This is a genomic window from Mucilaginibacter rivuli (assembly GCF_019391655.1).
Lineage (GTDB): Bacteria > Bacteroidota > Bacteroidia > Sphingobacteriales > Sphingobacteriaceae > Mucilaginibacter > Mucilaginibacter rivuli.
Genome location: NZ_JAHXPQ010000007.1, coordinates 246,807 through 260,140 on the forward strand (window position 1 = coordinate 246,807; position 13,334 = coordinate 260,140).

The 13,334-nt window shown below is 41.4% G+C and carries 10 protein-coding genes and 1 tRNA gene; 3 read left to right on the forward strand and 8 right to left on the reverse strand.

Annotated features, from left to right (window positions below; translation table 11 throughout):
- Positions 1-144 precede the first annotated feature (144 nt).
- The 4 genes from KXQ82_RS17010 to KXQ82_RS17025 all read right to left on the reverse strand — a co-directional run bounded on the left by KXQ82_RS17010 (position 145) and on the right by KXQ82_RS17025 (position 7,200).
- Entirely contained in the window at positions 145-3,324 is a 3,180-nt protein-coding gene (locus KXQ82_RS17010; RefSeq protein WP_219489655.1) for a chemotaxis protein CheB, read from the reverse strand.
- A gap of 136 nt (positions 3,325-3,460) precedes the next feature.
- Positions 3,461-4,228 (reverse strand): non-homologous end joining protein Ku, encoded by a 768-nt coding sequence (gene ku, locus KXQ82_RS17015; RefSeq protein ID WP_219489656.1) that lies wholly within the window; start codon positions 4,226-4,228, stop codon positions 3,461-3,463.
- 51 nt (positions 4,229-4,279) lie between these two features.
- Positions 4,280-7,015 carry a DNA ligase D gene (gene ligD / locus KXQ82_RS17020; protein ID WP_219489657.1) on the reverse strand — a complete coding sequence of 912 codons (2,736 nt, stop codon included), beginning with the start codon at positions 7,013-7,015 and terminating at the stop codon, positions 4,280-4,282.
- 11 nt (positions 7,016-7,026) lie between these two features.
- Positions 7,027-7,200 (reverse strand): DUF3606 domain-containing protein, encoded by a 174-nt coding sequence (locus KXQ82_RS17025; RefSeq protein ID WP_219489658.1) that lies wholly within the window; start codon positions 7,198-7,200, stop codon positions 7,027-7,029.
- A gap of 138 nt (positions 7,201-7,338) precedes the next feature.
- On the opposite strand from KXQ82_RS17025, the gene KXQ82_RS17030 reads away from it, so the two are divergent.
- Positions 7,339-7,620, forward strand: a complete 282-nt coding sequence (locus KXQ82_RS17030; RefSeq protein ID WP_219489659.1) for a YtxH domain-containing protein — start codon at positions 7,339-7,341, stop codon at positions 7,618-7,620.
- Positions 7,621-7,764: 144 nt separating this feature from the next.
- Here KXQ82_RS17030 and KXQ82_RS17035 read toward each other — a convergent pair.
- From KXQ82_RS17035 to KXQ82_RS17045, 3 genes are all read right to left on the reverse strand, one after another.
- Positions 7,765-7,838 (reverse strand) — tRNA-Arg (locus KXQ82_RS17035).
- Between the two features lie 70 nt (positions 7,839-7,908).
- Positions 7,909-8,565 (reverse strand): 3-keto-disaccharide hydrolase, encoded by a 657-nt coding sequence (locus tag KXQ82_RS17040; RefSeq protein ID WP_219489660.1) that lies wholly within the window; start codon positions 8,563-8,565, stop codon positions 7,909-7,911.
- Between the two features lie 117 nt (positions 8,566-8,682).
- Entirely contained in the window at positions 8,683-9,483 is an 801-nt protein-coding gene (locus KXQ82_RS17045; protein ID WP_219489661.1) for a DUF4350 domain-containing protein, read from the reverse strand.
- A gap of 237 nt (positions 9,484-9,720) precedes the next feature.
- Between KXQ82_RS17045 and KXQ82_RS17050 the strand changes: the two genes are divergently transcribed.
- Complete coding sequence (locus KXQ82_RS17050) at positions 9,721-10,452, forward strand: polyprenol monophosphomannose synthase (RefSeq protein WP_219489662.1); 732 nt, start codon at positions 9,721-9,723, stop codon at positions 10,450-10,452.
- Between the two features lie 119 nt (positions 10,453-10,571).
- Entirely contained in the window at positions 10,572-11,594 is a 1,023-nt protein-coding gene (ruvB, locus tag KXQ82_RS17055) for a Holliday junction branch migration DNA helicase RuvB (RefSeq protein ID WP_219489663.1), read from the forward strand.
- A gap of 28 nt (positions 11,595-11,622) precedes the next feature.
- On the opposite strand, the gene KXQ82_RS17060 is transcribed toward ruvB, so the two are convergent.
- Complete coding sequence (locus tag KXQ82_RS17060; protein ID WP_219489664.1) at positions 11,623-13,074, reverse strand: ATP-binding protein; 1,452 nt, start codon at positions 13,072-13,074, stop codon at positions 11,623-11,625.
- Between the last annotated feature and the right edge of the window lie 260 nt (positions 13,075-13,334).

A 13,334-nucleotide genomic window follows, 5' to 3' on the forward strand; every position in this document is an offset into this window, starting at 1 on the left:
GTTATTTCAAAATCAACATCTGTGGAGCCAGGGCCAAATAATACTTGGTATCAACAATTAATTTAATGTTTTGCGTGGGTTTGGTGCAGGCCGTCCAAAACACCCGGCATTCATGTTCAATTTGCCTACCTGCAATTGTTGTTGTTACTCGGTCGTGGCTTCAAAATTCAGCAAAAACTTACTCCCCTTTCCTAAAGTACTTTCCACTACAATATTCCCGTTGGCCGCGTTGATCATTTTTTTTGCAAGGAACAATCCAATACCCTGGCCTTCAATATCAACATGTATCCTGTTGTAGATGTCAAAAATATGATCAACATCATCTGCAGGTATTCCCATACCATTGTCTTGCACGGTTAGTGTTATCGTATCATTGTCTTTACTTGATGTTACAACAATGATCGGGCTTGCAACACCTTTAAATTTTATAGCATTAGATATGAGGTTATATAATATGCTCCTCAGGTTCTTTTTCGAAAAGTAAATATATTTTACATCAAAGTTTCTGATGATGAGGGTATTGTTGTTTTTAATTTTTTCGTCGAGGCTCCACTCAATGTTGTTAATTAATTCATCAAGGTCAACCAGCTCCATTGTACTCATCTCGCTCTCTATTTTAGCCACAACAGATATCTCCTTTATTAACGACCGGAATTTTTTAATGGAGGTATTTATAATTGCTAAAAACTTACCCAAATGCGGGTCTGTCACATTTATCTTGTTCATTATGGCAATGCTGGTTTCTATGTTGCCTAATGGTGCCAGCAAATCGTGCGAAGCGGTATGGATAAAGTTGTCCAGGTCCTCGTTTATTCTTCCGAGGCTACCGTTTTTCTTGTTCAGTAAAAACTGGGTGTTTTTTAATTCGGTGATATCATTAAAGGTAATAATGGCGCCGTTACTGGTATTATCTGCCTGTTGGATATAAGGCATGGTCATTATCTGGTACCATTTGCCGTTATTGGTTTGTATTTCTTTGCTGATGATGATGCCTTGTGCAAGTACTTCTTTAACATCATCAATAATGGTCTCGAATTTTATATTGGTTGATATATTGCTCAGCGGCCTGCCAATATCTGTATCCAATAAATTGATTTGTTTAACCGTACCCGGCGAGAACCGCATTAACAGTAGCTCATTATTAACAAACAGCTGACCGTTAACATTACTTCTGAAGTAATTGTTCAGGTCATCATTAATTTCAAGCAGTTCTTTGTTTTTTAACTGGTAATTTAAGTTTATCGTATCCAGCTCTTCGTTAACAGATTGCATTTCCTCGTTTGTGCTCTGCATTTCCTCGTTAGCAGAGAGTAACTCCTCGTTAAACGATTGCATGTTTTCGTTCGATGCGTCTAACTGTTCATAGGTAGTGTGCAGTTTATCTTTCAGTTCTTTTAATTCTTCTTCAATATTAATGGTGTATTGGTCAAGGTACTTTTTTTCATCAAATGCTATACCCTTTGCCGATGACGTTTCAACAGCATCTTCACTAAATGTTACCATCAATAATTTAGGACCGCCTGTTTTTATCACTAAAGGGCTTACTGATAAACTTACCGCGATAATCTTTTCTCCGTATTTGCTTTTTATACCCTTAACAGTTTCTCTACTATTGGTTTTTAAAACCATGGTACTTAAATTATTAAAGGCTATGGCAAGCGGCTTTGGCAAAAGCTCGGCAAGGTTTGAGTTAAAGTTTTTTTGCAGTAAATATTTGGTAGTATCGCCATAAGTTTTAATCACCAGGTTATGTTCATCAACGCAAACAACTAACCTATCCAGGTCGGCAATCAATGTGTTATTTACAGCTTCAGCTAAGCTGTTGCCTGTGTTTTTAGAAATATCCTCGCGCGATGATGAGGGCGAACGCTTAATATCGATCAGCTCCGGCAGTAAAAAGGTGTCAAAACGTAGTTCACGTTTAGTTTGCAGGTTCTTATATATTTTCCATTTTTTATTTACTACTTCAAGATTCCTGATAATGGGCATCGGGTTTTCGCTCGATCCTAAAAACAGGTACCCATCCATTTTAAGCCCAAATAACAGCATCGAAAATATCTTCTTCTGTAATACCGACGACATGTAAATAAGCAGGTTACGGCAACTGATAAAATTCATGTTACAGTATGGCGGATTTTTAACCAGGTCATGCTGGGCAAAAATTACCATTTTACGGATAAAGGGTTTTACTTTAAATGTGCCCCCTTCCGGTAGAAAATATTTTTCAAGCCGCTCTGCCGATACAGCTTTTACAATATTGGCGCCATATACTGCTTTGCCCGCAAATAATAGTGCCGCGCTATCAATATCTGTAGCAAAAATTTTCACAACAGTATCTTTATAGTTACCGGTTAATTGTTCGGCAACCATTATGGCCATGCTGTATACCTCTTCGCCGGTAGCGCAGCCTGCAATCCATATCTTTAATTCTTCGCCCGTGGCAAGCTTTTCAAGCATGTCGGGTATTACGTTCTTTTGTATAAACTCAAAAGCTTCTTTATCCCTGAAAAACGAGGTAACGCTGATCAAAAAATCCTTGGCTAAGGCCTCAATCTCTTCAGGTGATGTTTTTAAAAACTCAAGATAGCTTTCCAGCGATGTAAAGTTGCTGTGCGCAGCCCTACGTTTGGTACGCCTCAGTATGGTGTTTTGTTTATAGTCAGAAAAATCAAGAGGCGATTTTTGCTTGATGAGATTAATTATCGCACTGAGGTATTTTTCATCATCTCTGTTATCGGTTAACAACTCGCCTCCATATTTTACATAATCCTCAATAGCGGTAGGCATTAATTCAGGTTCCAAAACAAAATCTACCAAGCCTGTTGCTATGGCGCTGGCGGGCATACTGCCAAACTCTGTTGTTTCCGGGTTGCGCGCTATGATCATCCCGCCTACTTTTTTAATAGCCTTAACGCCTTCAGTACCGTCCGATCCTAAACCCGAAAGAATAATGCCTATCGCTTTTTTACCGCAGTCGGCTGCAAGCGAGTTGAAAAAGCAATTAATAGTTAAATGTGGCCCCTGTATTTTGCCTTTAACAGCCAGCTGTAATGTGTTATCTTGAATAGTCATGTACTTATCGCTGGGGATAAGGTACACCACATTGCATTCTACGTTCATCCCGTCTTCGGCCTGTTTTACCACCAGTTTACTATGTTTTGATAGTAATTCAAGCATCCTGCTTTTAAAATCGGATGATAAATGCTGAATGATGATGTAAGAAACACCGTCTAAAGGTGTATGATCAAAAAAGGAATTGATCTCTTCCATACCACCTGCAGATGCTCCGATTGCAATGATGTGGTGTGGCTCTGCTGTTTGCATGGCACGTAATTAATAAAAGCGATTGCCGGAAAAATGTCCGATGAAAGAAGGGTAATAAGTAAATCGAATATAGAATATTTTTTTCTAAAATAATAATTTAATTATGTCGAAAAAAAACAAGCAATCACAGGCATAATTAAGCACCTTTCTTTGTTTGCAAGCTGGCCATTAACTGGTCGTACAGGTCATCGCCGCTGGCTTTCACTGGCTTCATCTTTTTAACGGTAGCACGTTTGCCCTTGGCTTTTAGCTTGATGATATTAAGCAATTCGTCTGAGTATTCATTCTTGAATTTCGATACATCAAATTTACCGGCATATTGGTTTATGAGTGCCAAACCCATATCCAATTCTTTTTTACCAACTTCCGTTTTAGGCGCTGTAATTTCTTCAGCTGAGCGTATCTCTTGTGCAAAGCGTATCCGTGTTACCACCAGCACATCATCAACGGGGTGTACAATACAAAGGCTTTCGGTGCTGCGCAAAACAAACCTGGCCAAGCCGGCTTTTTTTGATTTTTGCAGCGCTTTAACCAACAGGGCATAGGCTTTATTGGTTTTACTGTCGGGCTCCACATAGTACGATGTTTCGTAGTACATCGGGTTCACCTCGGCAATATCAACAAAGCTTTCTATCTCAATCTCGTGGCTTTTATCGGGAGCAGCGTCCTCAAAATCCTGCTCATCCATAATCACATAGTCTTCATCAAGCTTGTAGCCTTTTACAATTTTATCATAAGGTACTTCCTTGTGTGTTTGCTCGTTTACCCGCTGAAAACGGATACGCGCATGATCGCGCGAATCAAGCATGTCAAAATCGAGCGTACTGCTTTGCGTAGCCGAAAATAACTTTACAGGGATGTTAACCAACCCAAACCCAATCGAACCTTTCCAAATCGACCTCATAACCGTTGTGCTTTAATGGTTTAGGTATAACTCTTAAATAACGAAACGGTTTTACTTAAACACACTCTGTGCTTTCTTTATCGTTTTCTCCAAATCAATTCCCTTACCCAATACGCCTTTAAACAGGTCACCTGTTTCCTTCAAACGGTCAACCGAATTAAAGATGGTAAAGTCTTTCATGGTGAGGCCTGGCTTTACCTCGTCCCATAACAATGGCATTGAAACTGTTGCGCCAACTTTTGGACGAAGCGAGTATGGCCCTGCTATGGTTGCCCCCGGGCGGTTCTGCAAAAAATCGAGGTACATTTTGCCGCCTCGTTTAGCTATCATGCGCTCCAGGCTGGTATAATCGGGTATTTGTTTGTGTACAATGCTCACAATGATCTTGGCAAACATCTGCGACTGATCGTAATCATACTTCGCACCAAGCGGGATATAAATATGCATACCCGTTGAACCGGAAGTTTTTGGGTAGGAGGGTACATCAATGGCATCTAAAACCTTTTTCACTTCCAGTGCGGCGTCAATCACCTGGTCAAATGTGTTTTTATCCGGATCAAGGTCTATCACACAATAATCCGGGTTATCCGGCGATTGTACCCGGCTAAACCAGGGGTTCATCTCGATACATCCCAATGATGCCATCCACAACAAATACGATTCATCCGAGCCCACCAGATACTCTTTATGTTCACCATCGCCATTAGTATAAGGGAACGTTTTGCTCACCCAATCCGGCGCTTTGCCCTTCACGTCTTTCTGGTAAAAACTTGGCCCGTGTATACCATTAGGGAAACGGTTGAGCGACATAGGCCTGTCTTTCAGGTAAGGCAAAATATATTCCGCCACCTGGTAATAATAGTTAAACATATCGCGCTTGATAACGCCATCTTCGGGCCAGTACACTTTGCTCAAGTGGGTAAACTTCAGGTCGTGCCCGCAAATTTTGCGCACCTGCGTTTCATCTTTGGGGTTTAATAAAGTTTTGCGCTCTTTATCCTTCGGTGGTTTTACCGCTTTCGCGTGATCATCCTTCGACGAAGCTTTATCAACCTCTTCCACCGTTTCATCCGTATCCTTTGGTGTTTCCAAAACAACCTCCTTTGCTTTTTTATCAGTACGCATACCCTTGAACGATGCCTGCCTGAATACACCGTCGGTAGTTACTTCGGCAAACGCCACCTCGCAAACCAACTCCGGTTTTAACCAGGTAGGCTTAGCGCCCAAACGCTGCGGGCGGAAACGTGATGGTTTATCCACATCAGGCTCCACATCAAAAGGAGTATCCTTTGTGATGAGCGGCTTAAATTGCTCCATCATTTCCTTCTGCAACTTATCCGAAAAGCCGGTACCTACCTTACCCGCGTATTTTAAAACGCCGCCATCATAAACTCCTAATATTAATGCGCTGAAGGATTTAGCCGTTCCCTCATTTTTGGTAAAACCTGCAATAATCACCTCCTGCCTTTTCTGCACCTTTATCTTGAGCCACTCCCGCGACCGCAGGTCCGACGTATATACGCTGCTCGCTTTTTTAGCGATGATACCTTCCAAACCCATGCGCTCAGCTGCCTGAAAAAACTCGATGCCACTTGCTTTAAATACCTTGCTTTGGCGAATAATGTCACTGTCCGTCGGTAATACTTCTTTTAAAATAGCCTGCCGTTCAGATAGCGGCAAATCCATCAGGCTCTTACCATCGTACCACAAAATGTCGAACACATAATACACCAAAGTGCCGTCAGCTTCGCTGCGCCAGTTTTGCAGGGCGCCAAAATCTGATATACCCTTATCATTCAATACCAATATCTCGCCATCAATAACGGCGTTTATTTTCCAGGTTTCGAGTTGTTTATTTATGGGGTAAAACTTATCAAAAGGCAGGTTATTGCGCGATAACAGTTCCACCTCGCCCTTGTTGATGGTTGCCACAGCACGATATCCATCCCACTTTACTTCGTACAACCAGTCAGCATCGTCAAAAGGCTCGTCCACCAAAGTGGCTTTCATGGGTTTGATGTTTTTTGGGATCGGCGATTTTGGCGCACTTTTCAATAAACCGGCAACATCAATATCTTCGCTGCCTTTTGTATCAACGGCTTCGGTTAATTGCTCATCCGTTTCTTTTAGGGCTTTTTTTTTACTTCCGGCTTTTGGTTTTTCCGGTTCTGTTAAATCTTCTTCGTGGCCATGTTGCCAAACCTTATCGCTGTTTTTTTCCATCTTTTCGATGGTCTTACCTGAGAGTACCGACTTATCCTTTTTGGTGATATCAGCCTCGGATGCAAAATCATCTTTATGCTTAATCAACAACCAGCCGTTCTCGCCCATACCATGGGTTTTCACCAGCGCAAATTCGCCTTCCAGCTTTTCGCCGTGCAACTTAATTTTTAACGAGCCCGATTTTAGTTGCTCCAGCAAATGCTTTTCTTGCGCCTTTTTGCCTTTTATTTCTTCAATGGGTTCATACGTACCTTCGTCCCATACAATCACAGTACCGCCTCCATATTCTCCTTCCGGGATGATGCCCTCAAAATTGCGGTAATCAAAAGGATGGTCTTCCACCATCATGGCGAGGCGTTTGGTTTTAGGGTCGGTTGAGGGGCCTTTGGGTACGGCCCAGCTTTTTAGCACACCATCCATCTCCAGCCTGAAATCGTAATGCAGGCGCGAGGCATCATGCTTTTGGATAACGAACATTAAATGGTTCTTATCCTTGCTTAAGCCGGCCTTTGGCTCTTTAGTTTTGCTAAAGTCGCGCTTCTCTGCATATTTTTCCAGGCTCATACTACAGGGATTTATTTTTTGAGGTATGCAGCAATCGCATCGGCCGATACGCCAACAGCCTTTACGGCAGATTTTAATTGCTCGGGCGTTATTCCAAATTTTTCGGCCCAGTGTTCAACTTCGTAATATTCGGCAACATTAATAATGTTGTTATGATAAGAGGTGTTATTGGTAAGCGTTATCATGTGTATATATATTATATGATGAATAACAGCTTTTAACAAAAATGGTTTGCATGGCAGTTTGGGGATGCCCCGGCGATAGTTGAAATATTGCAGAACCAAATTGGCCAAGGCTTGTTAAGCTACAAAAACATTATAACCATGAAAAATCCATTTGTAAAAAACGACAATACCGGTCTGGTAGCCGCCATAGCAATAGGTTCGGTTGCCGCGGGCGCGGTAACTTATTTGTTTACCACCGAAAGAGGGGCAGGCGTACGCCAAAAAATAGCTGATTACGCCATGCAATTACGCAAATCGTTCGGCGGACAAAAAGAAGAAGAGCACCACAAAGCATTCCACCCTGCAGAGCACCTTAAAGCTCCAAAAACCGACAGGAAGAGCCTGCAGCATCACGAGATAATAACTGGGCCAAGTTTATAAGTTAGATGATAATAGTGTGAAGCCGTTCCGATATACTGGGCGGCTTTTTTTGTGGGGAATGCATAAGAACGTACCGGTGATAGCTTGGGGGAAAATAAAAAAGCCCGCAAGCTATTAACTTACAGGCTTTTATTGAGATAAAGGTGGTCGCATCAGGGCTCGAACCTGAAACCTACTACTTAGAAGGCAGTTGCTCTATCCAGTTGAGCTATGCAACCATTGCAAATTACTTTGCGGCTGCAAATATGCACAAAATTGAGAAAATTAAAAAATGTGATTTGTAATAGCTTACAGCTTCTTCAGCATAAAGTTACGATACTCAATTTTCATTGACGGGCCAACATGTACCTGCACACCTATTAATCCGCTCATTTTACGGTTGGTAACATCGTTATCCGTTACCTCGCTCATGAGTACTCCATTAATATAATGCTTTAGGTTGTTGCCTTTAGCTACAATGCGGAGTTCGTTCCAGTCGTCGTATTTTATGGCTTTTAGCAGTTCGGCTTTGGTGCCAAGGCTATCTGTAAGTTGTGGTTTGCCATTTCCAATAACCGTTCGCTGTCCGCGTAATGCTAAAAACTGGCGGCCGCGTTCTTCGTAATTTTGGCCACTGTAACGCGGATAGCCCAGGTTGTATTTGTCTTTACCATCAATATCAGCCTGGTAGCCCTTAAGGGCATAGGGCAGAGTGTCTATCCTTACGCTACGGTAGTTGATGCCACTGTTCCCTTTTGCCGAGATGCGGTATTCGGCTTTCAGCTCAAAATCTGCCGGTTGTTCTTTGGTATAGATGAGAAAGGTATTTACCTTGATAATGGTAGCGGGCGTGATCTCGCCTACTATCTCACCATTTTCCACACGCCAATATTTAGGGTCGCCTATCCAACCATCCAGGGTCTTGCCATCGAAGATAGAGTGGAAAGCATTATCGGTCTGCTGCATTTTGCATGCGGAAAACAGGGCGAATATTGCAGCAAATGCAAATAAGATGTGTTTATTCGGCATCGTTTTATATCTCGTTCATAGCGATGGGTTTCAAGCCCATCGCTACTATAATAATTACTTTTTAGGTATCTGGCTCAATAGCCATTTACTCAGATCGTCGCATGCTTTATCATTATCATAGCCGGCAGGCAGGTGCCCGTTGTTGTATTCATTGTATAACCATGGGTCGCCAACGGCAAAAACTGTTCCTTTACCATATTTTACCGTAGCCATTAGCACAGCGCCATCTTTTGTATAAACAGATTTGGCATTACCGCTCAATTTTATCGAGCTCATATCTTTCAGGTATACCTTTTTAGCGGTTTTAAATATCGGGTGGCCCTCAGGTATCATTAATGTACCTTGTGGCAGGTAATCGTTTATTACATGGTTTTGTATATCATCATTAAAGTGTATACCAAAAGCTTCTGCCAGTGTATTGGCGCTCTTGAGATTTACATTGGCGCTATCGTTAGCCATAATAACTAATACACCACCTGCTTTAACCCATTCGGCAATGGCTTTTACATGCGCTGCTTCGATATATTTTGCATCCGGGTTTTCCTTTTTAGTATCAGGGTCAACAATAATGTAAACATTAACGCCTTTCAGGTTTTTAGCAGTAGGGGCTTCATCTAAACTTTTCAAAGTAGCGCCATTTTTAACAAAAGCATCACCCCAGTTTGAGTATCCGTTCAGGTCTTTTTCTTCCCATATATAATGGAAGCGCTCCATTTGCCCCGCGGCGTTTTTATGCGATTCGTGATTGAAATAGTAGTCGAGGTCAACAATCCAGTTTGGACCCTGTGCCTTTGTTTTGGGAATAAAAGCAAGAATAAACAAGGCGATAAATAAGATCGGTTTAATGAGTTTCATATATAGTGTTTTAATAGTTGGTTAGTGTAAAGGTAGTTTTTCCGCTTTAAAAAATCAGGCCTAAAATTATAAATTGTGTAAAAATCCGGATATGGTTTTAAGATCCTTAAACGTTAATTAATGTTAATCGTTCGTAATAATTTAAATGCATTGACTGGTTTGAGGGTACAATATTTTATATTTGCCGCTTAACCCGGAAAAGCCTGTTGCTGCTCCATGTTTACCTAAATTTGTATTGTGCCTGATAGTATAGTAATTGTCCCCACGTATAACGAGAAAGAGAATATTGAACGCCTGTTAGATAAGGTATTCTCGCTTGAGCATGATTTTCATGTGCTTATTGTTGACGATGGCTCGCCCGATGGCACGGCAGATATAGTAAAGCGGATACAAAAAGAATACCCGGAGCGACTTTTTATTGAAGAGCGTGCCGGTAAGCAGGGTTTAGGTACCGCTTATATACATGGTTTCCGCTGGGCTATTAAGCACCATTACGATTTTGTTTTTGAGATGGATGCTGATTTTTCGCATAATCCTGATGACCTGATACGCCTGCGCCAGGCCTGCGTTGATGATGCCGATATGTCGATAGGCTCGCGCTATGTTACCGGTGTTAATGTGGTAAACTGGCCCATGAGCCGTGTACTGATGAGCTACTTCGCATCGGTTTACGTACGATTTATTACCGGTATAGAGGTGCAGGACGCTACCGCGGGCTTTGTATGTTACACCCGTAAAGTACTCGAAACCATTAATCTGGATAAGATAAAATTTGTAGGCTACGCTTTCCAGATCGAGATGAAATTTACCACCATAAAGCATGGCTTTAAGGTGGTTGAAGTCCCCATCATATTTACCGACCGTACGGTTGGTACCTCCAAAATGTCAACCAGTATTTTCCGCGAAGCTTTTTTAGGCGTATTGCAGTTGAAGATCAACAGCTGGTTCAGGAAGTATAAGCAGGCGTAGGTTGAAGTTCTTAGTCCTTAGTCGGGAGTCATAAGTCCGCATATCTTCGTTCAATTTTTTGACTCAAGACTATAGACTTTTGACTTAAGACTTCAAAAAATTTACTAATTTCGTTGGCAATGAACGAAAACCTCGATCCTAACCTGGATAATCTTTCTCCCGTTGAGCGCGACATCGAAAAGGTGCTTCGCCCGCAGGCTTTTGAAGATTTTACGGGCCAGCACGCCATTCTCGCTAACCTGAGGGTGTTTGTAAAGGCAGCTAAAATGCGCGGCGAATCGCTCGACCACGTATTGCTGCACGGCCCCCCGGGATTAGGCAAAACCACGCTTTCGCATATCATCGCTAACGAAATGGGTTCGGGAATCAAGATCACCTCGGGCCCGGTGCTCGATAAACCCGGCGACCTTGCGGGATTGTTGACCAACCTCGAAAGCGGCGATATTTTGTTCATTGATGAGATACACCGTTTGAGCCCGCTGGTGGAGGAGTACCTGTACAGCGCCATGGAAGATTTTAAGATCGATATCATGCTCGAAAGCGGACCCAATGCCCGCTCGGTGCAAATATCGCTTAACCCATTTACACTGGTTGGCGCTACTACGCGTTCTGGTTTGCTGACAGCGCCATTGCGTGCCCGTTTCGGCATTAACTCACGTTTAGAATATTATGATGCCAAACTGCTCACCACCATTGTGCTGCGCTCGGCATCCATATTAAAAACACCTATACTGGACGAAGCCGCTTACGAAATTGCCCGCCGCAGCCGCGGTACGCCGCGTATTGCCAACGCCCTGCTGCGCCGCACCCGCGATTTTGCCCAGGTAAAAGGCAATGGCGAAATTGATACCGAAATAGCCCGCTACGCGCTGAACGCCCTGAACGTGGATGAGCACGGCCTGGACGAAATGGACAACAAGATACTGCTCACTATTATCGATAAGTTTAAAGGCGGCCCCGTTGGCCTCAAAACCATTGCTACTGCCGTGGGAGAGGACGAGGGTACCATTGAAGAAGTGTACGAACCTTTCCTGATACAGGAAGGCTTTTTAATGCGCACCTCCCGCGGAAGGGAAGCTACAGAGAATGCGTACAAGCACCTTAATCGCTTAAAGGCAGGGGGGCATCCGTCGTTGTTTTAAAGAGATAAAAAAAGCTTGAATATTACAATTAAAATATTCCAGCTTTTTTATTTTCTATACTATTGTATCCAACAATGTATGTATAGATAGAACTTGGAACAAATTTCACTTCAACCCCATTTATCAATTTTAAACCGTCTTTGTCTATAGTTGTGACTATAGCCTCCTTTAATTTATTCTTACTGCAGAAATATAATAAACTTTTTAGTTCATCATAAGGATTTTCAAACGGCTTATTAGTCCACTTTATTTCTACTGCCCACATGGGTTTTAACTTCTTATCGTCAAGTCCTACTAAATCAACCTCCCCGTCTTTCCATCTGGCATACCATGGAGTAAAATAAATTCTATGCATCCATTGAGCAAATATTGCAGTTTCAACCATGTGTGGGAAGGAATCATCAGTAGCCGTTAACGGAGAAAATAAAGCACTTCTTAAAGATGGATTAGTCAAGTATATCTTATAGTTAGTTTGCCTCTTGAATTTTTTGGCGCAATCATCAATCTTACTAATAGGTTTAATTAAGAAAGCAGCCTCTAAATATTCAATATACTTTTTTAAAGTAAGTTTATTTACTCCGCTCGTGGTAGATAAGCTTTCCAGTGAAACTTCATTTCCGCAGTAGTAAACAAGCATCGTAAAAAAAGTATTTAATTCCTGAACGTTTTGAATACCATATAAACTTGGTAAATCCCTTAACAAGACCTTGTCGATAATGTCGCTTTTTATATACCTCCCAACATTTGCTTGAATTTTTTCCGAAAAAATGACTTCAGGGTAACCGCCATAATTAATATAGTCAATAAAATGCTTATTAAGTTCTTGGATATTAGTGGTTTTAAACCAAGCTGTTTGAGCTCCTTTCCAGGTAGTTTTTGTTTGGGTGATTAAGTGATTAAAATCTTTGAGATGTATGTACTCATGGAATGTTAAAGGGGGAAGTAAAAAATCAGTAAACCTTCCCGCCCCACTTTCTGAACTCTTAAGCTTTAATGCTGCTGCCGCCGATCCTGAAACTATAAATTTTGTTTTTGGATAACTGTCAACTAACACTTTTAAATGTATCTCCCAATTTGTTAAATATTGAATTTCATCAAAAAAGACATAATATCCGGCCGGACTTGATACTCCACTTGCAGATCTTGCAAGGGAAAATAATTCTTCTAACGCCATATTGAAGTAAAGCGGATTTTCAATATTTATAAAGCATACTTTATTTTTATCAACTACCTTTTGGTCTAATAATTTTTGTATTGTATGGTACATCATTACAGTTTTACCAACACGTCTTGGCCCCATTAAAACAACAGCTCTTCTCGGCTCCGTTTCTTCAACTAAAGGATAGAACAAATCAAAATATAGGCGAGATTTCATTTCTTTATACTGACTTTCAATCTCATTGCTTAACCACCAGGGATTTTCATAACGGATTCTATCTAATTTCAACTCGCCCGATATTGGTTTTAGCTTGATACTCATTGTTTTGTATTTTAAGAATAAACAAATATGCTTATTTTATTTAAATTATCAAAATAGAGATAAGAAAATATCCTTATTTGAAGTAGCTTTCGGATTCTGAATTTTGGAAGTGTGAATTTTTGCTAAACAATTGTCTTTTCCTTTCATTGTGTTTACTTTAAGTACACTCATTTCAGGGCAAGACACACAACCCGCGCTATGTAACACAAATTACATTCCAATTACTTCCAATCTATTTAGCCTGTGGTCGGTGTTGTCAC